The organism is Staphylococcus muscae (assembly GCF_003019275.1).
In the GTDB taxonomy this organism is placed as follows: domain Bacteria; phylum Bacillota; class Bacilli; order Staphylococcales; family Staphylococcaceae; genus Staphylococcus; species Staphylococcus muscae.
In genome coordinates this window covers 858,407-883,669 of record NZ_CP027848.1, presented here as the reverse complement: position 1 = coordinate 883,669, position 25,263 = coordinate 858,407, and the positions used below count along the sequence as shown (strand labels likewise).

Sequence of the window (25,263 nt, the reverse complement as noted above, 5' to 3'; positions counted from 1 at the left end):
AAGATATGACAACGTATATGATCGGAATAGATATCGGTACAACGAGTACGAAGTCTGTATTGTATAACGAACAAGGTGTAGAAGTTGGTAAGTCACAACAAGAATATAAAATGTATACACCAACAGTAGATACATCAGAAGAAGATCCGGACGTATTATTTGATGCCGTTGTGAGTACATTACAAGGTGTCATTCAAGATAATGACGTCAAACCAGACGACATCTCATTCGTATCATTCAGTGCACAGATGCATAGCTTGATTTTAGTAGATGACGCTGGTAAGCCTTTAACGAACAGTATTACATGGGCAGATAACCGAGCACGCTACGCAGTGGAAGATTTGAAACAGAACCATGACGGTCAAAAAATATATGAGCGCACAGGTACCCCGATGCATGCGATGTCGCCATTAAGTAAAATGTGGTGGCTCAAAAATGATCAACCTGCGCTATATCAACAAGCAGCACGCTTCGTTGATATTAAGTCATATGTGATTTACCGATTGACGGGTGAATGGGTGATGGATGAATCGATTGCTTCAGCGACAGGACTTTACAACTTGCGTGAACGTGATTGGGACCAAGAAGTGCTCCAATTACTTGAACTGTCAGCTGAACAGTTACCGAAATTGGTGTCAACACAATACATTTGTCGGGATATGGATAAAAATTATGCACAAAAAATTGGAATGCATGCGACAACGCCAATCGTCATTGGTGCCAGTGATGGTGTCCTATCAAACTTAGGTGTCAACAGTTACCGTCCGGGTGAAGTTGCTGTAACAATTGGGACTTCTGGTGCAATACGTACAGTTGTTGATCGTCCACTCACAGATAGCAAAGGTCGTATTTTCTGTTATGTATTGGATGACGAACACTATGTGATTGGTGGTCCTGTGAACAACGGTGGTGTCGTATTACGTTGGCTGCGTGATGAGTTGTTAGCGAGCGAAGTAGAGACAGCCAAACGCTTAGGCATGGACAGCTACGATGTGATGACACGTATCGCAGAACGTGTTGAACCAGGTGCGCAAGGTTTGATGTTCCATCCGTATTTAGCTGGGGAACGTGCACCGTTATGGACATCAGATGCAAGAGGATCATTTATTGGTTTGACATTAGCACATAAGAAAGAACATATGATTCGTGCTGTACTTGAAGGCGTATTGTTTAATCTGTACACAGTCTATCTTGCATTAGTAGAAGTAATGGGTGAGATACCATCAAAAATTCATGCAACAGGTGGTTTCTCTAAAAGTGCATTATGGCGTCAAATGATGGCAGATATTTTCGACTGTGAATTGGAAGTGCCAGAAAGCTATGAAAGCTCTTGCCTTGGAGCGTGTGCAATCGGAAGCCGTGCGATTGGTAAGCGTGACAATTATGACATGATTGCGGATTGGGTGGGTAAAACACATGCCCATGAACCGAATCAAGAAGTTGTTCACATGTATCAAGAGTTAGCATCCATCTTTATACAAGTGAGTCGCAGTCTTATGTCATCTTATGAAGCAATTGCAAAATTTCAAAGTAAACATTATTAATTTAAGGATAGAGGGATAAATTATGTTACATGAGTTATGGCCGATTATTAGTGTTGTATTAGGTATTTTATTATTACTCGTATTAATTATGGCATTTAAATTAAATACTTTCGTATCGTTAATTGTGACAGCGATTGTGACAGGCTTGTTCTTAGGCATGCCATTCGATAGTATTATTAAAACAATTGAAGCCGGTATGGGTGGAACGCTTGGACATATCGCTTTGATCTTCGGTTTAGGTGCGATGCTTGGGAAGTTACTTGCTGATGGTGGTGGTGCAACACAAATTGCTGACACACTTATCAGTCGTTTAGGTGAAAAATATGTCCAATGGGCAATGGTCATTGCATCCTTTATTATAGGTATTGCGTTATTCTTTGAAGTAGGTCTTGTATTATTAATTCCACTCGTATTTACAATTGCGAAACGCATGAACATCTCACAATTAAAAATCGGTTTACCGATGGTGACAGCTTTATCTGTAACGCATGGATTCTTACCACCACATCCAGGACCAGTTGTCATAGCATCGGAATTGAATGCGAATATCGGTGAAGTATTGTTATACGGCTTTATCATTGCCATTCCAGTTACAATTGTTTCTGGACCACTATTCGTAAAAATCGCACCTAAATTATCACCAACAGCGTTTCAACGTGAAGGAGATATTTCATCATTAGGTGCAACAAAAACATTTGAAAAAGATGCATTACCTAGCTTTGGATTAAGTACATTTACAGCATTATTACCAGTTATCTTGATGCTATTTGCGACAATATGGCAATTAGTTTCAGGACATACTGATGGCGCAACAAATGCTTTTGAAAGCTTTATCTACTTCATCGGTACAGCAGGTACAGCCATGTTAATCGCCGTTCTGTTTGCAATCTTCAGCATGGGTTTAATGCGTGGTATTGCGATGAAAGATGTGATGGATACATTGACACAAGCCATCTATCCAATCGGTATGATGCTCTTAATTATCGGTGGGGGCGGTGCCTTCAAACAAATCCTTATCGATGGGGGTGTTGGTAAAAGTATTGAAACATTCTTTACTGGTTCACATATCTCACCATTACTACTTGCTTGGCTTGTAGCAGCTGTACTTCGCTTAGCATTAGGTTCAGCAACAGTTGCGGCAATCTCAACAACAGGTATTGTCCTACCATTATTACAAACAGCCGATATTAACTTAGCGCTTGTTGTATTAGCGATTGGTGCAGGTAGTGTCTTCTGTTCACACGTAAACGATGCAGGCTTCTGGATGTTCAAAGAATACTTTGGTTTGACAATCAAAGAAACATTCTTAACATGGTCACTCGTTGAAACAATTATTTCTGTCAGCGGTCTCGTATTCGTCTACTTCTTAAGTTTATTTGTATAAATTAGAATCAGCTGAGTCACACGATTTGATGTGTTACTCAGCTTTTTTGTGTTTGGAATCTAAAATTTTAAAATTACAAATCATTAAGAATATGACATTTACAATACAAATTGCGTATAGTTATTTTAATTTTTAAATCAAGTATCTATAATGATAAGTAATTTCTATTAAAGTAATCAGGTGCATTTGGATGGATAAAATTACGTTTTTGAATGAATTAGAGTATCAATTAAACAAATTACCAAAAGATGTCGTTGATGACGTCATGAATACATACGAAAATTATTTTTATGAAGAGGGGCAAAAAGGGTTTACAGACAAAGAGATAGTGGATGCATTGGATACACCGAAACAGATTGCTAAACGAAAATATGCGAAATCAGCGGTTAAAGACGCAGAGAAAAAGCCAAATATCACACATGTTTTACGTGCGATTATCGCAACGATTGGGATGAGTCTTGTGACGTTCTGTTTTGTTTTAATTCCACTTATCATTGTCGTCATCATGATGATGGCTGCCACCTTTGTTTCGTTAGGTATGATCCTTTCGCCATTTATTTTATTAATCTCAAATATATTAGCAGGCATACAAAACTTTTCGATTAGTAACTATTTGTTTAGCTTTGCGTATCTTGGTTTAGGTATGATGTTTTTAGTGATGATTGTTAAGGCATCCATTGGTATAAGGACTTTACTCATTCGATATTTAAAGTGGAATATGCACTTTATGAAAAAAGGAACTATGTAATCATGAAAAAACTATTTATTTTTGGTATGAGTTGTTTTATCGTTTTCTTTATTTTAGGAACGTGTGTCTGGCTGTTTATTGAACAGAAAGACAAACCGATTACAAAACTTAATCGCTCATTTGATCACACGCATATTGAAGAACTTGTCGTCAATACAGATATTGTTAATGTGACGTTTCAAGAAGGTAAAACTTTTCATATGCAGTATAAGGGGAGAGAGCAACTGAACGTGACACAACAAGGTCGTACGGTGCAGGTGGTTGAACGGATGAACGGTAAACGCAAGATGTTGAATTTGAACCCTTTTATCACGAATGCAGAAGAACTTGTAGTTACGTTACCGCCGAAGCATCTCAAGCATTTGAATGTGACGACACATATTGCTAACGTCAATATGAAAGATGTAAAGGTTGATAATGTCATGGTTTGGAATGATCAAAATGGTGAAGTGAATTTGAAAGATTGTCAATTCAAGCATACACAAATTAAAGGACATGAGACATTTGTGAAAATAGAGAATAGTGAGTTGACAAAAGGTGATGTAAACGTAGCGAATGGCATGATTTTTGCCAACCGTACCACTGTTGGTCAAAGCCTATTCAAACTAGGTGAAGGAGATATGCATTTGTTAAAAATGTCACCTGAATGTGATCTGAAAGGTATTGCAAATAAAGGGGATATCGAGATGTCATATGCGCAAGTACCAGAGCATGTACGTTTAAAGTTACAGCCAACAAATGGTGAAGCAATGGTGGAACATCCAAATTTAAAAAATGGCATTAATGGGAACGGCAAACATCAAATTGAACTCTATACTAACAATGGAAATATTGTTGTACGTTAAAAATAGCGTTACAAATTCAGAGGTCGATGAATTTGTAGCGCTATTTTCTTATATTATTCTGTTGCAAAATGAATGTCTGTATCAAGTTGACCGTGTAATGTCACTCGTTCTACTGATTTGCCATCTAACCATGCACGAAAGTCAAAAGCAATAGGTGCCTGAGACTCACCTAAGGCAATCCAAGCAGTTAGCGTTGTTGGATCGTACATTGATGTATGAATTGTACCGCTCCAACTTTTGAAGAGTTTACTATATATTTCATACTGAGGGTTGTTAAAACGTTTAAACACATCAAACTTGTCTGGTGAACTTGTAGGGATTTGTGACTCCAATCGGGCTAATCGCTCTTCTGATTCCTTTGTGTAATTTCGATTTTCGTGTGTGAGTAACTTAAAATGATTGGTACATGTTTGATCATGACGAATGTCAATGCTACGTGGTGTCACTTCTATGATCGCATGAGCACCAGTTGCATCCATCACGATATAGCTGAAAGAACTACGGTGAGGGATGCGTTTCAACAATGAGATAGCTTCTTCGACATTGCGACAGTATTCTAGAATGAGCCGACCAACCATATAGCACACGAAACCATTTGCTGGCTTTTTACGATGCATAAAGTTGTAAGCCATCACAAGACCATGTTCATTCATACCATCCATACGTCCTGTTGTTCTTGACATTGGGCCTATTTGTGCGTAGCCACCATCAGTAGGTTGAAACAACTGATAGCGTCCATCATATGTGGCAGGATGATAATCATAGTTACGCACGAGATAATGATCGCCTACAAACACACTGCAACCGCTATCTGGTAAAGTAGTGAATCGATAATGAGCAAAGTTGAGAATGGCTTGTCGTGTTGGGATATTCAACACATCTTGTATGCCACGAATCTCATCCCAAATCTGTGGTGCGAACTGTTGAAAGATGGCTTGCGTTTCTTGAACATCGATATCGAATCTAGGAACACGTTTGCGCCATTCTTTTTCTCTATTTTTAAGCATTTTTGTTTGTTTTAACCATGTGCCAACTGCGACACCGTAATCATAGTGTGTGCCTCTAAAAGTTAAAATATCTGATTTTACGTTTTGCATAGGCTGATATCCTTCCTGCAATATAAAATACATCTTTTGTTACGATGTTGTAATACAAGGTTAATGGTTTTTTGACGCTGGCATTACTATAATGAGTATATCATTTATAAAATGAAATTCATTGGAGTGTGCATAGTTGATGACTGAAACTTTTATTAGAGTAAAAAATTGGTTTTATCGAAACTTCACATCTTAGTTTTTTCAGCGCATACGTGTTGAGTTACGGTGTCAGATGTTTTCGGACAATGTGTTGTTAGTAGTAGGATATATTCATATACTGTTTCATCATGTGAGGGCTTTATATCATTGTGTCTGATGTTTACACCATATTAATTGTGGAAATCTTTAACATTCGGTGTAATATAGATGGACTTAATTGGGCTCGGATCATTTGCCTTGCGCGCACTGAAGGTGATGGCTATCATAGTCTTGTTTGTTTCATGGTAGTCTGAACTTTCCTGCGAATATGTATAAAAAATAACCGTTTGCTTATCATAAATATGCGCACGATGAATCACTTCAAAATTCCATTGCAAATTTTTGTTTGATTCGACTTGTTTCATACGTTTATGAAGCATATCAATTAAGTGTGACTTGCTCAGAGCAACTGGTTCACCTATTTCATTAATATAATACGCTGCGACTTGGTCATCTACCATATTTGTCACGCCTTCAATGTCATGGTTTTTCCAATAATTGAGCAATGAAATGTATGGCATGCAATTTACCTCTTTCTTAAAATTATTTATTCATAATGTACCATATTTTGATAGATAATTGAATGTTTTTAGATTAGTTTGTTCGTGTTTGGGGTATTTATTTAACCACAGGAATTATATATGGTATGATAGCTGTGTATATATTATGTAAATAGAGGTGACAATTATGTGGAATTTTATTAAAGGTGTATTCAAATTTTTCTTCTTACTAACATTCTTTACAACGTTAGCAGTAGGTGCTGGTGCCGCTGTATTAGCGTATGTTTTCAAAAAGGATTTTGAAGAAATCGAAAGCAAAACAAAAGAAATCGTATCAGATATCGAAAATAATATCGGATAATCAAAGGGGACTGAAGTAGAATAACTATTATTCTATGACAGTCCTTTTAGTTACATATAAGCAAAGGAGAGAATGATATGACGACAAAGGGTTACATCGGTTCTTATACAAAAAAAGGTGGTAAAGGTATTTATCACTTTGAATTAGATGAACAAACAGGCAAAATAAAAAATGTTGAAACAGCATATGAGCTCAATGCTTCTACATATTTAAGCCAGTTTAAAGATACACTTATCGCATTTACTAAAGATGACGAACGAGCAGGCGTTGTTACGTTTAATATTAAGGATGACAACACGTTAGAAGAGACAGGACGTAGTCTTGAATCGTTAAAAGGGTCTGCTTGTTATGTTTCTGCATCTCCAGAAGGTGACTTCATTTTTGAAGCGGTTTATGGTGATGGTATTGCACGCATTTATGAGTTTGACGCAGAAAAGCAGCAAGTTGGCAAGCTAATTGAAGAAGTATATCACGAATATACACCGGGTCCCAATGTTGCGAGACAAGAAGCGTCACATGTACATTACATTGAAGCGACACCTGAACAAAAATATGTGGTTGCTGTGGATTTAGGGGCAGATTTACTTGTAAGCTACGACTATGGTCATCAAGGCTTAAATGTTGCCCATCGTGCAGAACTACAACCGGGAGACGGTCCACGTCATATCGCTTTTCACAAGACAGGACGTTATGCATATGTTGTCAACGAGTTATCAAATACGGTCGTTGTCATGGATTATGAAGATGGTCGTTTTACAGAGCGCGAACGTCATCTCACAATACCAGAAGACTTTTTACATCCGACAAAGTTAGCAGCTGTACATTTGTCACATGATCAACAATATTTATATATTTCAAATAGAGGTCATGATAGTATCGCTATTTTTAAAGTATTAGATGACGGTGCGAGATTAGAATTAGTAGACATCGTACCATCGGGGGATGAATTCCCACGTGACTTTAATATCACACTATCTGATGATTATCTCGTTGTGGCACATGAGCAAGGAGATTCAAAAATCGTTGTTTTCAAACGTGATAAAGCAACAGGCTTATTAACACAAACAGATGACAGCCAACAAGCAGCTGAAGGCGTTTGTGTGAAGTTTTTAGAAGTATAATTAAATCGCCATATTTCTACGTATTATGAGTAGAAATATGGCGATTATTTGTTGAGAATTATTAAAGTTGTTCAAGATATTTTGGGAGTGAAACTTTTACGATTTCATCCCATCCGTCATTCATAAATGGTTGAACAACCGGGTGTGGTTGACCGAATTCTGTTTGTTTTGCATCATCCCAACCAGAATGAATCAGTGTAAACTCTGTCGTATTGGAATCTATTTCTTCTAGTTTAAACATAATCTCCCAATCTTTTCCCCAATCGAAACTTAGATGTTTCTTTGGAGCGACTTCTTTTACTTTGCAAGGTGAATCTCCAAATTCTCCAGCATGAAGGGTGAATGATTTATCAGGGATTGCTTCGAAATCATTTGGCATCCACCAAGATGCAATACCTTCTGATGTTGCTACGGCATCCCATACTTTATCTTTATTAACATGTAAGGTTACAACTTTTTCGATTGGTTTCATTTCAGAATTGTTATGCATTTATATTGACTCCTATTTTCGTTTATTTTCTGTTATTTCTTAAACAACTTTTTCATCGCATCTAATTTCCCTTGATAAGGTGGGAAAAGAAGGCTAGATTCAAGCTTTGTCGTTTTGAAAATATATGACTTCTCATGTGTGAATGTATCGAATGAATATTTACCGTGATATTGACCGATACCTGATGCGCCGACACCACCGAATGGTAAGTTAGGGTTTGCAAGGTGTAGTAACGTATCATTAATGGCACCACCACCAAATGACAGTTCATCCAGTACGCGGTCTGATGTATTTTCATCTTCACTAAAGAGATACAATGCTAAAGGCTTCGGACGAGACTGGATGAACTGAAAGGCGTCATCAATATTTTTATATGTCATGATGGGTAACAGTGGTCCGAAGATTTCTTCTTGCATGAGTGGATCATCGACAGTCACGTTATCATAAATGCTTGGTGCAATTCGGCGTTGTGTCGCATTGCGTTCTCCACCGATGATGCATTGTTCTTTTTGTGCATCCATCAAAGCAGCCAGGCGATCGAAATGGCGTTCGTTGACGATATGTCCTAAATCTTCACTAATAAGTGGGTGCGATCCGTAAAATTCTTTCAATGTTGTACGCAATGCATGAATAAAAGGCTCTTTAATTGACTCATCGATTAAAATATAATCTGGTGCGACACAAGTTTGTCCCGTATTGATGAATTTCCCGAAACTAATACGTTCACTTGCTACTTTCAGATTAGCTGTTTTATCAATGATGACAGGGGACTTTCCACCGAGTTCAAGCGTAACAGGAATAAGTTGCTCAGCTGCAGCCTTGTAGACAATCTTACCAACACGTTCACTACCGGTAAAGAAGATATGGTCAAAAGGTTGTTCTAGCAGTGTTTGAATAACATCAGGTCCACCTTGAACAACTGAGACATATTCTGGCTCGAAAGTGTCTGTAATGATGTTTTCTACGACTTTTGCCACATTCGGTGTTAATTCAGAAGGTTTAATGATTGCTGTGTTCCCAGCTGCAATTGCCCCAATTAAAGGTTCGAATAGAAGTTGGAAAGGGTAGTTAAAAGGGCCAATGATAAGTACAGTACCTAATGGCTCTTTAACGATGAAACTTTTCGCAGGGAATAGATAAACAGGTGTATCAACCGCTTGTTTTTTACTCCATTTATCGATCGATTTTCGCATCAATTTAATGCTACTTAATGTATAGCCAATTTCTGTTGCGTATGCTTCAATACTGCCTTTTCCCAGATCCGTGAGCAATGCTGATTTTAATGCAGTTTCGTGCTGCTTGATACTTTTTGATAAGCACTTCAATTGTTTTTTTCGGAACTTAATTGACTTTGTTTCATGTGTCAGAAAGTAATCTTTTGAATGTTGGACTTGTTCTTTAATCTGTTGCATGTATGCAGTCCTCTCTATTTGTGATAAAAGGACTGAGCGCGTATGTGCCCAGTCCTTAGGTTAAATTATGCTCTCAATGATTCAAGTGATGCATCTCTATCAAATTGTAACTTTACGTAGCTACATGTTGGAATAATCTTCAAATCTTCATGCTTCGCTTTATCAATCACACGGTTGAATAATTGTTTGGCCACACCACCACCGCGTAATTCAGGTGATACATATGTGTGATTCACATTGATTGTCTGTGCGTCATGATAAAGGAATGTAATCTCTGCTTGTGGTGCGTTAACATCTTCTCCGATATAGAATTTATTGTCTGTTTCTTTAATATCGTATGTCATAACCATTCACAACCTTTGAATTAGATTATTTTGTTAATGCTGTTGTAATCGGTGGGACGATTTGTTTTTTACGTGATACAACACCTGGTAAGAATGCTGTGTTGTTATCTAGTGTTGTATCAAAAGCTGTTGCTACCGTGTCTTTTTCTGCACCGACTACTAAGATTTTAGAGTCACTGTTGATAATGTCAGTGATTGCAAGAACGAAAATATCATAGCCGTTGTCAACACTTGCTTTGTTCATTGCATTTTCAAGTGCTTCTTGACGTGCGAATACTTCATCGATATCCACTGTGTTTACTTGTCCGATACGAACTGTGTAGTCACCCATGCTGAATGATTTGGCATCGGCATCTAATAGTTCTTCTTCAGATTTGTCAGCAGTAGATGCGCCTGCCTTTAACATATCAAGACCATAGGCATCTAGATCAACACCCGCAATTTCAGCCAATGCTTTTGCGGCATTCACGTCTTGTGATGTACAAGTAGGTGATTTGAATAATAAACTGTCAGAAATAATAGCTGAAATCATTAAGCCAGCAATTTCTGGGCGGATTTCAAAACCTTGTTCTTTGTACATTTTGTATAGAATTGTTGCTGTACAGCCAACAGGCTCGGCACGGTAGTATAATGGGCCAGCTGTTTCAAAGTTTGCAATACGATGGTGATCGATTACATGCTTGATAACTGCTTTGTCAATTGTTTCAGCACTTTGTTGGAACTCATTGTGGTCGACTAGGATCACATCTTGATCTGTTAAATCGTCTGTTAATAATTCTGGGGCTGAAACTTTAAAATGATCAAGTGCATATTGTGTTTCAGGGCTTACATCACCTAAACGGTAAGCTTTTGCTTCTTTGTTGCCATTTTGTTGTTCAAAGTCTGCCATAATAATTGCTGATGAAATTGCATCAGTATCTGGGTTTTGATGACCAAAAATATATGTTGTCATAGTTTCAATCTCCTTATATACGTTTCTCACTCATATTTTATCATGCGTGTATCAGTTTATTCTACCTTTGCGCCTAAAGTATCTTTAAAGTGTGATAATGCCCATTCGTGTCCAATTTGATTAAAAGATGCAACGCCTGCTGTTGGAATAATCAAGTGATAGCCAAGATTATAGGCGCTCACTGCAGTATGAAGGACACAAATATCTGTACACACCCCTAAAATTTCAACGGTATCAATATTTCTTTCTCTCAGTAATGCATCGAGCGGTGTACCATAAAAAGAGTCGTAGCGACGTTTATTGATAAAGTGCACGTTGTTTTTTGGCTGGATTGTTTCATATAATTCTTTCACTTCGCCATACAATTCACGTCCAGGTGTTCCAATAATATTGTGGGGTGGGAAAAGTTTTGTTTCCGGATGATAAGGGTCATTTTCTTCATGCAAGTCCATTAAGAAAAAGACGTTGTCATCATTGGCAATATAATCTTGAACGCGTTGTACAATAAATGATTCAATACGTTGACCTGCTTCGCCACATGTTAACTTGCCATCTTCGGCAATAAAATCATACGAGTAATCTACAACTAACAATGCACGTTGTGTCATGTTGTTCCTCCTAAAAATTGGGTATATAGTTATTATGTATAGTATAACTTTTATTTGGGAGGCGTCCACACAATTGGCTATAAATGTTATAAAATTTGGCGCAACAACACAAAATAGATGGCGAGATACAATAGGGATTCAACGTGCTTTAAATCAAGCAAAGAAGGGACCCATTACAGTATACATACCACCCGGCACCTATCATATTATGAAAGCATTGAAAATTTATAAAGGAACTACTTTGATTTTAGACGAAGGGGCAACTTTATTGCGTAAAGGACGAGATACTTTACTTAAAAATGGCTCGAGTTTACGACGCTATCATGGTTATGAAGGTCATGGCTACATACGTATTCACGGGGGGACTTTTGATATGAATGGCAATGAATATCCATACAACAATACCGCTATGTGTTTAGGGCATGCACGTGAAGTGGAAGTTGAAGGTGTCACAGTGAAAAATGTTGTCGGTGGTCACGGTATTGATGCATGTGGTTTAGATGGTGTATACATTCATAATTGTCAGTTTCTCGGTTTTTACGATGTGAAAGGGGACCGTTCATTCTCTGAAGCGATTCAATTAGATTTATTTGTAAAAGGGGCGTTTCCGAAGTTTGGGCGTAACGACGGAACGATTACGAAGCACGTCATGATTGAAAATTGTTATTTTGGTAACTCTCATGAAGGCAATATGCATGCGTGGAATCGTGCTATTGGCTCACACGCCAGTCGTGTTGATCATTTTTATGAGACGGTGGTTATTGAAAATAATGTATTCGATGGCATGCGAGACTATGCACTAACCCCTTTAAAAGGGAAAAGTACATTTATTCATAATAATGTCTTTCACCGATGTGTGGGAGGTATCCGATATTTAGGTGTGCATCAAGGTAAAAATGCGTGGACACTTGATGGTAAAACACAAGTTAAGCAAGGGGGCGAAGGCTTTTTCGTATTACAAAATACATTTATTGATATCGGGCCTAAAGACACGATGCATATACGTAGTCATAAAGTTGCGCCGCATACAGATATCGAAATATTGGACAACACATATGCGGGGAACTGTGCGCCAGTAACACTCACAGCGATTCAAAATATCACATTGAAAACTGATAAAAACATGCCTAAGATTAAAGAAAAACAAATTGCATATAAAAAACAAATATAACAAACAATCCCTTTTCGTCATATGTCGAAAAGGGATTGTTACTGAATTGATTAATTAAAGCGACCTAACGATTGTATCTCAAAATCTAATGTTTTTAAAATTGTTATGATTTTGTCTAAATCCTGTTGGTTCGGGCAATCAGCTTGTACGAAGAATCGATACATACCTAGTTGTGTTTTCAATGGACGTGATTCAATCCATGATAGATTGACGTGAAATAACGCAAAAGTATTTAAGACGCTTGCTAATAATCCCGGTTGATCTTGCTTCGGTGTAATGACGAGCAAACAAGTGTCACCACTATCTTGTTTCGTAAAGTCAGCATGTTGTAATACGAGAAAACGTGTTTGATTGTGTGCATAATCTTCAATATTTGTCGCAAGCGGGATATATCCATAGACCTCACCACTACCAAGTGGAATAATTGCACCAGTTGTATCATCAATATAATCCAATGCGGCAATCGTACTCGTTGTATAGTCGTAGGTTAAGTGATGTTGATGAATGAACTTCTGTGTTTGACTGATTGCTGGACCAATGGAATAGACTTTTTGTATCTCATCTAATGCTTGATTGGGATTTCCATATAAGCCAAATGAAATATCAAGAAGCACTTCATCAATCACAGTAAACGGTTGTTCCACAAGCGTATCTGCCACGATATTAATTGTCCCTTCAATCGCATTTTCAATTGGAACAATCGCTCGGCTTGTCGGGTCATCTAACAATGCAGTCATCACTTCATAAAGCTGTGTTTTAGCTACGAGATTGATCTGCGGTTGTCCACCACAATATTGTTTGGCCGCCAAGTATGAAAATGTGCCTTGCGGGCCTAAGTAATAGAGATTCATCACAATCACTTCCTGTCCAGTTGATTGTCATTTATTGTACATGAAGTTAGTGGAAAGGGCACCCTGAAGTTGTCTTTTCTTTGTAAAAAAAGTTCGGTTCACGCACTTCATTGCGGTATCCATGATGATAGTTTGATGTCAATGTTGGCGATAATGGTGGTGCGAGCCAAGACCATTTGCCAGTGACAGCACGTCCTTGTTGTGTTTCATTGTGCTCAAATTGTTCAAACTGTTTTGAAGCGGTGAGATGATCGACCATTGATACGCCTGCTTGTCGAAAAGATTGATAGACAGCATCATTGATTTCTACCATCACACGATCTTTGTTAAAGGATGTATTGCGCAAGTTATCAAAGCCCATTGCCTCTGCGAATGTTTCTAATAAGTTGTAGCGATAACTATCTGTAAAGTTGCGCACAGCAATTTCATTCACCATATACCAACCATTAAAAGGAACAGTTGGATATGTAATGCCACCGATTTTTAGATCCATACTTGAAATAATTGGCACAGCGTACCATTTCAAACCGAGCGTTGCAACTTTTGGATAATTCTTATGTTGAATGGGAACTTCCATAATGAGGGATTCTGGATATGTATGATACTTTACGGGTTGATTAGGCAGTTGATAAATGAGTGGTAAAATATCAAAATCAGTCCCTTTCCCACACCATCCCAAATATTCAGCTAGTTGTGTGACTTCTCTCTCTGCTGGATCTCCTTTGTCTGCATAGCCAGCATATCGAATGAGTTGATTGTTGAAAATTTTAGGTCCCGGAATGTCCGATTGTGCAAAGATCGTTATTGTAGGTTTAATACGTCCGCCATTAGTTGCATATTCAATATGGTTATGAATCGCATCGATAAAATCTGCTTCATCTTGGATATCTCGTGCATCCATGACAGTAAGTTTCTCCCAAAATAATCGTCCGATACAGCGATTAGATTGGCGCCATGCGACACGTGCACCATATGTTAATTCTTCTGTGGTATGTCGATATGTGCCAGTTTCTGCAATTTCTCGTTCAATATTTGCGAGACGTTCAGTACAAGCTTCTTCTGAAAAGTTTAATTCATTGTACATGTCAGTTATAAATGTGCGTGCTTGTTGTAACATTTTCCCACCTCATCACTTATGATAGTGAAATCTTACCATATAAATGATGCCTGTCGTATGAATGTCATGATATTGTTAGTATTTCGTTGAAAAGCGGATGTAATGTGTGAAAAAAGGTAGCATGACATGATTGAAACAATGCATTCAGAATTGTACATTTTCTGACTCACTCTCAATACACGATAATGATGTATCTATGATATGATTGACGTAACTAATATCAAAAATAACAATGGTGAATAGAGGGAATACGATAATGTATCAATATGATGATGATAGCTTGATGCTACACAATGACTTATACCAAATTAACATGGCTGAATCGTACTGGTTTGATGGCATTCATGAACGCAAAGCAGTTTTCGATATATACTTTAGAAAGATGCCATTCGGGAGTGGCTATGCTGTCTTTAATGGTTTGCGTAGAGTGATTGAGTTTATAGAGAACTGCCATTTCTCACAAAGCGATATCGCGTACTTAAGTTCAATTGGTTATCAAGATGACTTTTTAGCGTATTTGAAAGATTTGCGCTTTACGGGAAATATTCGTTCCATGCAAGAAGGTGAGTTGTGCTTTAACAATGAACCTTTATTGCGCGTAGAGGCACCACTCATTCAAGCGCAGCTTATTGAAACTGCCTTGTTGAATATCATTAATTTCCAAACGCTTATCTCTACAAAAGCAAGCTTGATCAAGCAAGTTGCACCGAATGATACGTTGATGGAGTTCGGAACACGTCGTGCACATGAAATGGATGCGGCTGTATGGGGGGCACGTGCAGCAATTATTGGTGGATTTGATTCAACAAGTAACGTCCGTGCAGGTAAATTATTTGATATCCCTGTATCAGGTACGCATGCACATGCATTTGTTCAAACTTATGGCGATGAATATGTTGCATTTAAAAAATATGCAGAGCGCCATAAAAATTGTGTTTTCTTAGTGGACACATTCCATACGCTTAAATCAGGTGTACCGAATGCGATTCGTGTTGCGAAAGAATTGGGAGATAAAATCAACTTTATCGGTATTCGACTTGATTCGGGTGATATCGCATATTTATCAAAAGAAGCACGAAAAATGTTGGATGCAGCAGGATTTCCAGATGCGAAAATTATTGCATCAAACGACCTTGATGAGTCGACTATTTCCAGTTTGAAGGCGCAAGGAGCAACCGTGGATTCATGGGGGGTTGGAACGAAGCTAATAACGGCATACCAACAACCAGCGTTAGGTGCAGTTTATAAAATGGTCGCTGTTGAAAATGAAACAGGCGAATATGTTGATCGCATTAAGCTGTCTAATAATGCTGAAAAAGTGACGACACCGGGTGTAAAGCGTGTTTATCGTGTCATCAATACGAAGACGAATAAGGCTGAAGGTGATTACATCACGTTAGAACATGAAGATCCGAATGCAGCATCACCGTTGAAGATGTTCCATCCAATTCATACGTATAAAACAAAGTTTATCAAACAATTTAAAGCGATTGATCTACACCAAGACATTTTTAAAGATGGCAAACTTGTTTATACGTGCCCATCGGAAAAATCTGCGAAAGCATACTTGGAAGATAATTTGAATTTATTGTGGGATGAAAACAAGCGTTATTTAAATCCTGAAGAGTATCCGGTTGACTTGAGTACGGCATGTTGGGAAAACAAGCAGAAACGTATCTTTGAAGTAGCAGAAAAAGTCAAAGAGATGGAGGAAGCTTATGAATAAAATGCAAGCAATGATTGTGAGCGATATGAAAGTAACGCCAACGATTGATAGTGCAGAAATGATTGAGACAATCAAAGACTTCATTAAACAATATGTGAAAGCACATGCCTTTGTTAGAACGCTTGTGCTCGGTATCTCAGGTGGACAAGATTCGACGTTGGCAGGTAAGTTAGTGCAACTTGCTGTGAATGAATTAAATGAAACAGCAGAACAACCTTATACGTTTATTGCGGTGAAGTTACCATATGGTATCCAACGTGACGCTGATGATGTGGAAGATGCGTTAAAGTTTATTGAACCTGATCGTATCGTGACTGTGAATATCCAAGCGGCGGTCGATCAAAGTGTTGCAGCATTGGAAGAAGCAGGTTTTACGTTGACTGACTTCCAAAAAGGGAATGAAAAAGCGCGTGAACGTATGAAAGTACAATATGCGATCGCGGCAAATACGAGTGGCATTGTTGTAGGAACGGATCACTCTGCCGAAAACATCACCGGATTTTTCACAAAACACGGTGACGGTGCGGCTGATATCGCACCACTCTTCGGATTGAACAAACGTCAAGGACGCCAACTTTTGAAGTATTTAGGTGCAGAGGCACATTTATACGAAAAGGTACCAACAGCGGACTTAGAAGATGACAAACCGCAACTGCCGGATGAAGTGGCACTCGGTGTCACGTATGATGCGATCGATGACTATTTAGAAGGCAAGACTGTGTCACCTGAAGATGCTGCAGTGATTGAACGTCACTTTGTAAGAAATGCACATAAGCGTGAATTAGCATATACACGTTTTACATGGCCTAAATGATAGAATACTGAGACGATATTATAAAATAAAGGCGAAGGATATAGATGAAATTTCAAGTTGAAGAAAATGAAACGATACAAGATTGTTTGGCACGTATGAAAGCAGCAGGTTATATGCCGGTGAAACGTTTTGAAAAGCCGGTGTTTAAAGAGAATAAAGATGGTAGTGTAGAAGTGCTAAAGCAAGAAATTATATTTACTGGTAAGAAACTCAATCATACAGAATCTTAAATAACGAATCTGAGAGAGACTACTCTCAGATTCTGTGTTGTTAAAACGAACTTTATAGATATTTTAACGACTAAAGTTCGTTTTACAAACGTCTTAGGGATGAAATTATTTGTAATTATTATCATTTAGTGGTTGATTCCGAACGATAAATCTGATTGAATAGAGAATGTATTGTTACTGTTGGTTTGCTATAATAAAACTATTATTTGAGATAGGAGTTTTTGACGAATGATTGAACGTTACTCAAGAGAAGAAATGTCACGTATTTGGACAGACCAAAACCGCTATGAAGCATGGTTGGAAGTTGAGATCTTAGCGAGTGAAGCATGGAGTGAATTAGGCTATATCCCGAAAGAAGATGTGAAGAAAATTCGTGAGCATGCCCGTGTAGATGTTGAACGTGCGAAAGAAATTGAACAAGAAACACGCCATGATGTAGTTGCATTCACAAGACAAGTATCTGAAACATTAGGAGAAGAACGCAAATGGGTGCACTACGGATTAACATCAACAGACGTTGTAGATACAGCATTAAGTTATCAAGTGAAACAAGCGAACGACATTATCGAAAAAGATTTAGAACGTTTTATTGATGTGTTAGCGGCGAAGGCAAAAAAATACAAAACAACCTTAATGATGGGACGTACTCACGGTGTGCATGCAGAACCAACGACATTTGGTGTGAAGATGGCGTTATGGTATGCAGAAATGCAACGTAATATGGAACGTTTCAAACGTGTGCGTGAAGAAATCGAAGTGGGCAAAATGAGTGGTGCGGTCGGTACATTTGCCAACATTCCACCTGAAATCGAAGCATATGTATGTAAACATCTTGGTATTGCGGCAGCCCCTGTTTCAACTCAAACATTGCAGCGTGATCGTCATGCGTACTACATTGCAACGTTAAGTTTGATTGCAACATCTCTTGAAAAATTTGCGGTTGAGATCCGAAACCTACAAAAAACAGAAACACGTGAAGTTGAAGAAGCATTTGCGAAGGGGCAAAAAGGTTCTTCAGCAATGCCACACAAACGTAATCCAATCGGTTCAGAGAATATCACAGGCATTGCACGAGTGATTCGTGGTTATATTACAACAGCGTATGAGAATGTTGCATTGTGGCACGAGCGTGATATCTCACACTCTTCTGCTGAACGTATTATGTTACCAGATGTAACGATTGCGTTAGACTATGCATTAAACCGCTTTACGAATATCGTTGATCGTTTAACTGTTTATGAAGAAAACATGACTGAAAACATGAATAAAACATTCGGACTTATTTATTCTCAACGTGTTTTATTAGCACTTATCGATAAAGGGATGGTACGAGAAGAAGCTTATGATACCGTACAACCAAAAGCGATGACATCATGGGAAACGAAAACACCATTTAGAGAATTAGTAGAAGCAGACCCTACAATTACGGATAAACTTTCAAAAGAAGACTTAGATATGTGCTTTGACCCTAGACATCACCTTAATCAAGTTGATACAATATTTAAAAGAGTAGGTCTAGAATAGGACAACTACGCTTTATCTTTTCATACAATAGTATGATCAGATATTCTAAGATATAGGGGTTGTTTGCATGCAAATTGAGAAGTTACGTGGAAAAGCACTAGATGAATTATTTGACGCTATCCTCACATTAGAAACACGCGAAGAATGCTATCAATTTTTTGATGATTTGTGTACAGTAAATGAAATTCAGTCATTATCACAACGTTTACAAGTTGCTAAAATGATTAAACAAGGCTACACTTATGCAACAATTGAACAGGAGTCAGGTGCATCAACGGCGACGATTTCACGTGTGAAACGTTCGTTACAGTGGGGGAATGACGCCTATACTATGATTTTAGAACGAATGAATATTGAAACAAAAAAATAGAAGCAAGACGATAACAGCAGAGATATCTCATTGGAGAAATCTGCTGTTGTTTTGTGTTTATTACCTTTAAACATCGTTAGAATATGGAGTGCAGAAATGAAAAAATTATTTTTAGCAGCAAGTATCACATCACTCATGTTAACAGCTTGTGGGACGTATGATGAGACAGTTGAACAAAACAATCAGCAAGTTGCTGAGAAAAAGGATCAGCACAAAGTAACACGAAAAGACGGTGTAACCTATGTAGACGGACATCTTTTTGTTAATAAGAAAGTGGGTCTTCCGAGTGAATATGCACCGGGTGAAAATGTCAAAGCTAGAATGCAATTAGATCGTATGATTCAAGAAAGTCGTCAAGACGATGTAAACCTTGTATTTCGCAGTGGCTTTCGATCATATGAGACGCAACAACAATTGTACAGCAGTTATGTCGCAAAAGATGGACAAGCAGCAGCTGACAAGTATAGTGCAAAACCAGGTCATTCGGAGCATCAATCAGGACTTGCTTTTGACGTAGGCTCAGCAAATGCGAGTGATGACTTTAAAACATCTTTTGTTAAGACGCCGGAAGGACAATGGGTCAAAGATCATGCACATACATATGGCTTTATCATTCGTTACCCTGAAGGGAAGGAAGCCATTACAGGTTATCAATACGAACCGTGGCATTTGAGATATGTTGGGAAAGACTTGGCACAAACGATTCATAACGAAGAGACAACACTAGAAGAATACTTTGAATTTGGACAATAAGAGACGGTTTTTCGTCTCTTTTTTAAATGATTCTCTGAATGGACTTTGTCTGATCAATTAGGTATGTTACAAGATAAAATTTTCAATTGTGTTTCGCAGTTTTATGACGAATATACCCCATTCAGATTCTCGCTTCTGACTCCCACACATCTTCTAAAAATGCTATAATATAAGTTACGAAAATTTAAAGGAGACGTGTGTGATGTACGATATAAAACAATGGCGTCATATATTTAAATTAGATCCAGCAAAAGTGATTTCGGACAAGGATTTAGAAGCACTTTGTATGTCAAAAACGGATGCGATTATGATCGGTGGTACAGATGATGTAACTGAAGATAATGTCATTCAGTTAATGAGTCGTGTGCGTCGTTATCCTCTACCACTCGTACTTGAGATTTCAAATCTTGAGAGTATTATGCCGGGATTTGATTTTTATTTTGTACCAACTGTTTTGAACAGTACAGATGTGAGATTTCACAATGGACTTCTTCATGAAGCATTAAAACAATATGGGCATATGATTAACTTTGAAGAACTTATTTTTGAAGGGTATGTCGTTTTAAATGATGATAGTAAAGTTGCAATGTTAACAAGTGCGACAACGAACTTAGATATTGAAGATGTAGAAGCTTATGCGCAAATGGCGAATGATGTCTACCATTTACCGGTACTTTATCTCGAATATAGTGGACAATATGGTGATCCTGACATAGTACAGGCAGCGCGTCATTGTTTAACAGACACACAACTATTCTACGGTGGTGGCATTGATTCATTCATGCGTGCCGAAGAGATGGGCAATATTGCAGACACTATTATTGTCGGTAATGTTATCTATGAAAATATCAAAGAAGCGCTAAAAACAACAAAAATAAAGGAGAGAACATAATGAATCCACTCTTAAAAAATATGAACGCAGAGCAGAGCGAGGCGGTGCGTACAACTGAAGGACCACTGCTTATCATGGCTGGTGCCGGCTCAGGGAAGACGCGTGTGTTAACACATCGCATCGCATATTTATTAGATGAAAAATCTGTATCTCCTTACAATATTTTGGCGATTACATTTACAAATAAAGCAGCGAAAGAAATGAAAGAACGTGTCCAAGCATTGGTCGGGGAAGCGGGAGAAGTTATTTGGATGTCAACGTTCCACTCTATGTGCGTACGAATTTTACGTCGAGATATTGATCGTATTGGAATCGAACGTAACTTTACAATCATCGATCCAACAGACCAAAAATCTGTAATCAAAGATGTGTTGAAACGTGAAAATATCGATTCAAAACAATATGAACCCCGTTTCTTCATTTCTCAAATCAGTAACTTAAAAAACGAATTAAAAACACCTGCAATGGCGATGGAAGAAGCGCATGACTTCAAAGCAATCATGGTTGCTAAAGTGTATGAAGGTTATCAAAAACAACTGATTCGTAACCAAGCATTAGACTTTGATGATCTCATTATGACGACAATAAAATTATTCGAACGTGTACCAGATGTACTAGAATATTATCAAAATAAATTTCAATACATTCATGTCGATGAGTACCAAGATACAAACAAAGCGCAATATACATTGGTGAATATGATTGCGAAAAAATTTAAAAACTTATGCGTAGTTGGTGACTCTGATCAATCTATCTATGGATGGCGTGGTGCAGATATTCAAAATATCTTGTCGTTTGAAGAAGATTATCCAACAGCGAAGACAATCTTTTTAGAACAAAACTATCGCTCGACGAAAACAATTTTAACCGCAGCGAATGAAGTGATTCGTCACAATAGTGAACGCAAACCTAAAGGTCTCTGGACGTCTAATTCAGAAGGAGAACAGATTCATTATTATGAAGCGACAAGTGAACGTGATGAAACACAATATGTTGTGATAGAAATTTTGAAGCATCAAAAGCAAGGAAAGTCATTAAAAGACATGGCTGTTTTATACCGTACAAATGCCCAATCTCGTGTCTTAGAAGAAACGTTAATGAAGTCGAATATACCGTATGTCATGGTTGGCGGCATGAAGTTCTATGACCGCAAAGAGATTAAAGATTTATTAAGTTATTTACGATTGATTGCGAATAGCGCAGATGATATCAGCTTAGAGCGTATTATTAATGTACCAAAGCGTGGAATTGGAGCAACTTCAATTCAAAAGATTAAAGATTATGCAAATAGCCATGAAATTAGTATGTTTGACGCATTAGCTGAAGTTGATTTCATCGGTTTATCAAAAAAGGTCACACAAGCAGCTGCAGAATTTTATATGTTGATGTCAAATTTGATGAAAGAACAAGAGTTTTTAGAAATCACAGAGATTGTAGATGAAGTACTGAATAAGTCGGGTTTCCGAAGTATGCTTGAAAAAGAAGATACACTCGAATCTCGTAGTCGTTTGGAAAACTTAGATGAGTTTATGTCAGTACCAAAAGATTATGAAGAGAATACACCACTTGAAGAGCAGTCATTAATCAACTTCTTAACTGATTTATCGCTTGTCGCAGATGTTGATGAAGCGAACTTTGACGAAGGTGTTACATTGATGACGATGCACTCGGCTAAAGGACTAGAGTTCCCAGTTGTCTTCATTATCGGCATGGAAGAATCAATATTTCCACATATTCGGGCGATTAAGAGCGGTGAAGATCATGAGATGGAAGAAGAACGTCGTATTTGCTATGTTGCGATTACACGAGCAGAAGAAGTACTTTACTTAACACATGCAACGTCAAGAACACTCTTCGGTAGACCGCAATCCAATGTACGTTCTCGATTCTTAAATGAAATTCCAGAAGACTTATTGGAAAGACCGAAACCGAGCGTATCTATTGCGTCACATAAACGTACAGGTCAGTCCAAAAAACGCGGCTTTAGCCAGCGCACAACAGGAACGAAAGTGGGTTCAGCAGCGACAACAACTGATTGGCATGTAGGAGACAAAGTCATTCACAAATCGTGGGGCGAAGGAATGGTCTCAAATGTCAATGTCAAAGGAGATACGGTCGAACTTGATATTATCTTCAAGTCGGAAGGACCTAAGCGACTCATTGCACAGTTTGCTCCGTTACAGAAGAAGGAGGATTAATAGATGACAGAACTGAAAGAAAGGGTAGCAACGTTACATCAGTTGTTACACCAATATAATTATGAATATCATGTTCAAGATAACCCGAGTGTGCCGGATGCTGAATACGATAAATTGTTGGCAGAACTCATTGAAATCGAAGCGGCACATCCTGAGTTTAAGTCATCTAACTCACCGACTGTCCGAATCGGTGGGCAAGCGCAGTCCACTTTTAATAAAGTACGACATGATACCCCGATGTTAAGTTTAGGGAATGCTTTTAATGAAGAGGATTTAAGGCGTTTTGATCAACGTGTGAGAGAAGCAGTTGGATCAGTTACCTATATGTGTGAATTAAAAATTGACGGCCTTGCCGTATCGTTAAAATATGTAGACGGTGCATTTGTTCAAGGTCTTACTCGTGGAGACGGTACGACCGGTGAAGATATTACCGAAAACTTAAAAACAATCTACGCAATTCCTTTAACATTAGAACGTCCGATTTCATTTGAAGTACGTGGAGAAGCGTATATGCCACGTAAATCATTCTTGAAGTTAAATGAAATAAAAGAACAAAATGACGAGCAACCATTTGCCAATCCAAGAAATGCTGCTGCTGGATCATTGCGTCAACTAGATTCAAAGTTAGCAGCTGAACGTAAGTTGGACATCTTTTTATACAGTATCAATGACTTTACAGAACTAGACGCCACATCGCAAAGTGAAGCATTAGCAGAATTGGACGGACTTGGCTTTAAAACAAACCCTGAGCGTCGTGAAGTAGCGTCAATTGAAGAAGTACTTGAATACATTGCATATTGGACAGATCATCGTACAGCCTTGCCGTACGACATCGATGGCATTGTTATTAAGGTGAATGCGATTGAACATCAAGAAGAGATGGGATTCACACAAAAGTCACCCCGTTGGGCAATCGCATATAAGTTTCCTGCTGAAGAAGTCGTTTCTAAGCTATTGGATATTGAGTTGAGCATTGGACGTACCGGCGTCGTTACACCGACAGCTGTTTTGGAACCTGTTCGTGTGGCCGGTACAACTGTTTCACGTGCATCGTTGCACAATGAAGACTTGATTCATGAGAAAGATATTCGTATCGGTGATAGCGTGGTCGTTAAAAAAGCAGGGGATATCATTCCGGAAGTAGTACGTGTTGTTCTAGAACGCAGACCGGAACATGCCGAAACGTATCACATGCCGACCCATTGTCCAAGTTGTGGGCATGAACTCGTGCGTATTGAAGGCGAAGTCGCATTGCGTTGTATCAATCCGAAATGTCAAGCACAACTCGTGGAAGGATTGATTCATTTCGTCTCACGTCAAGCAATGAACATCGACGGACTTGGAACGAAAATCATCGAGCAACTGTACCACAACGAACTTATTCGTGACGTTGCAGATATTTTTCAACTGACGAAAGATGATCTGTTGCCGCTTGAGCGCATGGGTGAGAAAAAGGCGGACAATTTACTTTCTGCCATCGAAGCATCTAAACAACAATCATTAGAACATTTATTATTCGGACTCGGTATCCGTCATCTCGGCGTCAAAGCGAGCCAAGTACTTGCTGAAAAATATGAGACGATGACACGGTTGATGTCTGTCACAGAAGCCGAACTTACTGAAATTCATGATGTCGGTGAAAAACTTGCACAATCATTTGTGACATATATGGCAAATGAAGATATCAAAGCATTGATTGAAAAACTGCAATCACGTGGTGTAAACATGACATATACGGGAGAAAAGCTCTCTGAAGTAGAAGGGCACCCAGAATTTCATGGAAAAACTATCGTGTTGACTGGTAAACTTCAACAGATGACAAGATCTGAAGCAGGTCAATGGTTGAAGCGACAAGGCGCTAAAGTGACAAGCAGTGTGACAAAATCAACAGACCTTGTTATTGCAGGAACAGACGCTGGATCAAAGCTAACAAAAGCAGAATCACTCGGAACACCGATATGGGATGAACAAACATTTATTGATAAACAAAACGCAATGCGTGAGGAATGAGGG

The 25,263-nt window shown here is 38.4% G+C and carries 25 protein-coding genes; 16 read left to right on the top strand and 9 right to left on the bottom strand.

The window, feature by feature from the left end; all coding sequences use genetic code 11:
* Positions 1–5 precede the first annotated feature (5 nt).
* The 4 genes from gntK to C7J88_RS04350 all read left to right on the top strand — a co-directional run bounded on the left by gntK (position 6) and on the right by C7J88_RS04350 (position 4,521).
* Positions 6–1,544 (top strand): gluconokinase, encoded by a 1,539-nt coding sequence (gntK, locus tag C7J88_RS04365; RefSeq protein ID WP_095117433.1) that lies wholly within the window; start codon positions 6–8, stop codon positions 1,542–1,544.
* A gap of 22 nt (positions 1,545–1,566) precedes the next feature.
* Positions 1,567–2,928, top strand: a complete 1,362-nt coding sequence (locus C7J88_RS04360) for a gluconate:H+ symporter (protein WP_095117432.1) — start codon at positions 1,567–1,569, stop codon at positions 2,926–2,928.
* A gap of 190 nt (positions 2,929–3,118) precedes the next feature.
* Entirely contained in the window at positions 3,119–3,676 is a 558-nt protein-coding gene (locus tag C7J88_RS04355) for a DUF1700 domain-containing protein (RefSeq protein WP_095117431.1), read from the top strand.
* Between the two features lie 2 nt (positions 3,677–3,678).
* Positions 3,679–4,521 (top strand): DUF4097 family beta strand repeat-containing protein, encoded by an 843-nt coding sequence (locus C7J88_RS04350; RefSeq protein WP_095117430.1) that lies wholly within the window; start codon positions 3,679–3,681, stop codon positions 4,519–4,521.
* Positions 4,522–4,574: 53 nt separating this feature from the next.
* On the opposite strand, the gene C7J88_RS04345 is transcribed toward C7J88_RS04350, so the two are convergent.
* Both C7J88_RS04345 and C7J88_RS04340 read right to left on the bottom strand, forming a co-directional pair.
* Entirely contained in the window at positions 4,575–5,618 is a 1,044-nt protein-coding gene (locus tag C7J88_RS04345; protein ID WP_095117429.1) for a C45 family autoproteolytic acyltransferase/hydrolase, read from the bottom strand.
* Positions 5,619–5,947: 329 nt separating this feature from the next.
* On the bottom strand, positions 5,948–6,337 hold the full coding sequence (locus C7J88_RS04340) for a hypothetical protein (RefSeq protein ID WP_095117428.1): 390 nt from the start codon (positions 6,335–6,337) through the stop codon (positions 5,948–5,950).
* 166 nt (positions 6,338–6,503) lie between these two features.
* Here C7J88_RS04340 and C7J88_RS10530 point away from each other — a divergent pair, with 166 nt between their 5' ends.
* Both C7J88_RS10530 and pglS read left to right on the top strand, forming a co-directional pair.
* A complete protein-coding gene (locus tag C7J88_RS10530) occupies positions 6,504–6,677 on the top strand; it encodes a hypothetical protein (RefSeq protein WP_095117427.1) in 174 nt (57 codons plus the stop codon).
* 77 nt (positions 6,678–6,754) lie between these two features.
* Complete coding sequence (gene pglS / locus C7J88_RS04335; RefSeq protein ID WP_095117426.1) at positions 6,755–7,798, top strand: 6-phosphogluconolactonase; 1,044 nt, start codon at positions 6,755–6,757, stop codon at positions 7,796–7,798.
* Between the two features lie 61 nt (positions 7,799–7,859).
* Here pglS and C7J88_RS04330 read toward each other — a convergent pair whose 3' ends face one another.
* The 5 genes from C7J88_RS04330 to C7J88_RS04310 all read right to left on the bottom strand — a co-directional run bounded on the left by C7J88_RS04330 (position 7,860) and on the right by C7J88_RS04310 (position 11,604).
* A complete protein-coding gene (locus C7J88_RS04330) occupies positions 7,860–8,288 on the bottom strand; it encodes an SRPBCC family protein (protein ID WP_095117425.1) in 429 nt (142 codons plus the stop codon).
* Positions 8,289–8,320: 32 nt separating this feature from the next.
* The gene (locus C7J88_RS04325) at positions 8,321–9,700 is read right to left on the bottom strand and encodes an aldehyde dehydrogenase (RefSeq protein WP_095117424.1); all 1,380 of its coding nucleotides are present in this window, start codon (positions 9,698–9,700) and stop codon (positions 8,321–8,323) included.
* 65 nt (positions 9,701–9,765) lie between these two features.
* Positions 9,766–10,044, bottom strand: coding sequence for a GNAT family N-acetyltransferase (locus tag C7J88_RS04320; RefSeq protein ID WP_095117423.1), 279 nt, complete (start codon positions 10,042–10,044; stop codon positions 9,766–9,768).
* Positions 10,045–10,069: 25 nt separating this feature from the next.
* Positions 10,070–10,996, bottom strand: coding sequence for a manganese-dependent inorganic pyrophosphatase (locus tag C7J88_RS04315; RefSeq protein ID WP_095117422.1), 927 nt, complete (start codon positions 10,994–10,996; stop codon positions 10,070–10,072).
* 56 nt (positions 10,997–11,052) lie between these two features.
* The gene (locus tag C7J88_RS04310) at positions 11,053–11,604 is read right to left on the bottom strand and encodes a cysteine hydrolase family protein (RefSeq protein WP_095117421.1); all 552 of its coding nucleotides are present in this window, start codon (positions 11,602–11,604) and stop codon (positions 11,053–11,055) included.
* Positions 11,605–11,677: 73 nt separating this feature from the next.
* Here C7J88_RS04310 and C7J88_RS04305 point away from each other — a divergent pair, with 73 nt between their 5' ends.
* Complete coding sequence (locus C7J88_RS04305) at positions 11,678–12,775, top strand: glycosyl hydrolase family 28-related protein (RefSeq protein ID WP_095117420.1); 1,098 nt, start codon at positions 11,678–11,680, stop codon at positions 12,773–12,775.
* Positions 12,776–12,825: 50 nt separating this feature from the next.
* Here C7J88_RS04305 and C7J88_RS04300 read toward each other — a convergent pair whose 3' ends face one another.
* Both C7J88_RS04300 and C7J88_RS04295 read right to left on the bottom strand, forming a co-directional pair.
* The gene (locus tag C7J88_RS04300; RefSeq protein WP_095117419.1) at positions 12,826–13,626 is read right to left on the bottom strand and encodes a prephenate dehydratase; all 801 of its coding nucleotides are present in this window, start codon (positions 13,624–13,626) and stop codon (positions 12,826–12,828) included.
* 46 nt (positions 13,627–13,672) lie between these two features.
* Complete coding sequence (locus C7J88_RS04295; RefSeq protein WP_095117418.1) at positions 13,673–14,743, bottom strand: nitric oxide synthase oxygenase; 1,071 nt, start codon at positions 14,741–14,743, stop codon at positions 13,673–13,675.
* A 256-nt stretch (positions 14,744–14,999) separates the two neighbouring features.
* On the opposite strand from C7J88_RS04295, the gene C7J88_RS04290 reads away from it, so the two are divergent.
* The 9 genes from C7J88_RS04290 (at position 15,000) to ligA (ending at position 25,260) form a co-directional block, all read left to right on the top strand.
* Positions 15,000–16,469: a nicotinate phosphoribosyltransferase gene (locus tag C7J88_RS04290; protein ID WP_095117417.1), complete on the top strand. Its 1,470-nt coding sequence runs from the start codon at positions 15,000–15,002 to the stop codon at positions 16,467–16,469.
* Positions 16,462–17,283 (top strand): NAD(+) synthase, encoded by an 822-nt coding sequence (gene nadE, locus C7J88_RS04285; protein ID WP_095117416.1) that lies wholly within the window; start codon positions 16,462–16,464, stop codon positions 17,281–17,283. Before C7J88_RS04290 ends, nadE begins: the two co-directional genes overlap by 8 nt.
* A 44-nt stretch (positions 17,284–17,327) precedes the next feature.
* Positions 17,328–17,513: an NETI motif-containing protein gene (locus C7J88_RS04280; RefSeq protein WP_095117415.1), complete on the top strand. Its 186-nt coding sequence runs from the start codon at positions 17,328–17,330 to the stop codon at positions 17,511–17,513.
* A gap of 228 nt (positions 17,514–17,741) precedes the next feature.
* Positions 17,742–19,037 carry an adenylosuccinate lyase gene (gene purB / locus C7J88_RS04275; RefSeq protein ID WP_095117414.1) on the top strand — a complete coding sequence of 432 codons (1,296 nt, stop codon included), beginning with the start codon at positions 17,742–17,744 and terminating at the stop codon, positions 19,035–19,037.
* Between the two features lie 67 nt (positions 19,038–19,104).
* A complete protein-coding gene (locus C7J88_RS04270) occupies positions 19,105–19,407 on the top strand; it encodes a YerC/YecD family TrpR-related protein (protein WP_044360637.1) in 303 nt (100 codons plus the stop codon).
* Positions 19,408–19,503: 96 nt separating this feature from the next.
* Positions 19,504–20,160 (top strand): M15 family metallopeptidase, encoded by a 657-nt coding sequence (locus C7J88_RS04265; protein WP_095117413.1) that lies wholly within the window; start codon positions 19,504–19,506, stop codon positions 20,158–20,160.
* Between the two features lie 202 nt (positions 20,161–20,362).
* Entirely contained in the window at positions 20,363–21,052 is a 690-nt protein-coding gene (gene pcrB / locus C7J88_RS04260) for a heptaprenylglyceryl phosphate synthase (RefSeq protein ID WP_095117412.1), read from the top strand.
* Positions 21,052–23,250: a DNA helicase PcrA gene (pcrA, locus tag C7J88_RS04255; protein WP_095117411.1), complete on the top strand. Its 2,199-nt coding sequence runs from the start codon at positions 21,052–21,054 to the stop codon at positions 23,248–23,250. Before pcrB ends, pcrA begins: the two co-directional genes overlap by 1 nt.
* A 3-nt stretch (positions 23,251–23,253) precedes the next feature.
* Positions 23,254–25,260, top strand: a complete 2,007-nt coding sequence (gene ligA / locus C7J88_RS04250; protein WP_095117410.1) for an NAD-dependent DNA ligase LigA — start codon at positions 23,254–23,256, stop codon at positions 25,258–25,260.
* Positions 25,261–25,263: the final 3 nt, after the last annotated feature.

Excerpts from the sequence above, each read along its gene's own strand:
- C7J88_RS04340 (WP_095117428.1), bottom strand. The coding sequence starts at position 6,337 with ATGCCATACATTTCATTGCTCAATTATTGGAAAAACCATGACATTGAA.
- C7J88_RS04355 (WP_095117431.1), top strand. The coding sequence starts at position 3,119 with ATGGATAAAATTACGTTTTTGAATGAATTAGAGTATCAATTAAACAAA.
- C7J88_RS04320 (WP_095117423.1), bottom strand. The coding sequence starts at position 10,044 with ATGACATACGATATTAAAGAAACAGACAATAAATTCTATATCGGAGAA.
- C7J88_RS04270 (WP_044360637.1), top strand. The coding sequence starts at position 19,105 with ATGCAAATTGAGAAGTTACGTGGAAAAGCACTAGATGAATTATTTGAC.
- pcrB (WP_095117412.1), top strand. The coding sequence starts at position 20,363 with ATGTACGATATAAAACAATGGCGTCATATATTTAAATTAGATCCAGCA.
- ligA (WP_095117410.1), top strand. The coding sequence starts at position 23,254 with ATGACAGAACTGAAAGAAAGGGTAGCAACGTTACATCAGTTGTTACAC.
- C7J88_RS04315 (WP_095117422.1), bottom strand. The coding sequence starts at position 10,996 with ATGACAACATATATTTTTGGTCATCAAAACCCAGATACTGATGCAATT.
- C7J88_RS04345 (WP_095117429.1), bottom strand. The coding sequence starts at position 5,618 with ATGCAAAACGTAAAATCAGATATTTTAACTTTTAGAGGCACACACTAT.
- pglS (WP_095117426.1), top strand. The coding sequence starts at position 6,755 with ATGACGACAAAGGGTTACATCGGTTCTTATACAAAAAAAGGTGGTAAA.
- C7J88_RS04300 (WP_095117419.1), bottom strand. The coding sequence starts at position 13,626 with ATGAATCTCTATTACTTAGGCCCGCAAGGCACATTTTCATACTTGGCG.
- nadE (WP_095117416.1), top strand. The coding sequence starts at position 16,462 with ATGAATAAAATGCAAGCAATGATTGTGAGCGATATGAAAGTAACGCCA.
- C7J88_RS04350 (WP_095117430.1), top strand. The coding sequence starts at position 3,679 with ATGAAAAAACTATTTATTTTTGGTATGAGTTGTTTTATCGTTTTCTTT.
- C7J88_RS04295 (WP_095117418.1), bottom strand. The coding sequence starts at position 14,743 with ATGTTACAACAAGCACGCACATTTATAACTGACATGTACAATGAATTA.
- C7J88_RS04290 (WP_095117417.1), top strand. The coding sequence starts at position 15,000 with ATGTATCAATATGATGATGATAGCTTGATGCTACACAATGACTTATAC.
- C7J88_RS04325 (WP_095117424.1), bottom strand. The coding sequence starts at position 9,700 with ATGCAACAGATTAAAGAACAAGTCCAACATTCAAAAGATTACTTTCTG.
- C7J88_RS04360 (WP_095117432.1), top strand. The coding sequence starts at position 1,567 with ATGTTACATGAGTTATGGCCGATTATTAGTGTTGTATTAGGTATTTTA.
- C7J88_RS04330 (WP_095117425.1), bottom strand. The coding sequence starts at position 8,288 with ATGCATAACAATTCTGAAATGAAACCAATCGAAAAAGTTGTAACCTTA.
- C7J88_RS04265 (WP_095117413.1), top strand. The coding sequence starts at position 19,504 with ATGAAAAAATTATTTTTAGCAGCAAGTATCACATCACTCATGTTAACA.
- C7J88_RS04280 (WP_095117415.1), top strand. The coding sequence starts at position 17,328 with ATGAAATTTCAAGTTGAAGAAAATGAAACGATACAAGATTGTTTGGCA.
- C7J88_RS04310 (WP_095117421.1), bottom strand. The coding sequence starts at position 11,604 with ATGACACAACGTGCATTGTTAGTTGTAGATTACTCGTATGATTTTATT.
- C7J88_RS10530 (WP_095117427.1), top strand. The coding sequence starts at position 6,504 with ATGTGGAATTTTATTAAAGGTGTATTCAAATTTTTCTTCTTACTAACA.
- purB (WP_095117414.1), top strand. The coding sequence starts at position 17,742 with ATGATTGAACGTTACTCAAGAGAAGAAATGTCACGTATTTGGACAGAC.
- pcrA (WP_095117411.1), top strand. The coding sequence starts at position 21,052 with ATGAATCCACTCTTAAAAAATATGAACGCAGAGCAGAGCGAGGCGGTG.
- gntK (WP_095117433.1), top strand. The coding sequence starts at position 6 with ATGACAACGTATATGATCGGAATAGATATCGGTACAACGAGTACGAAG.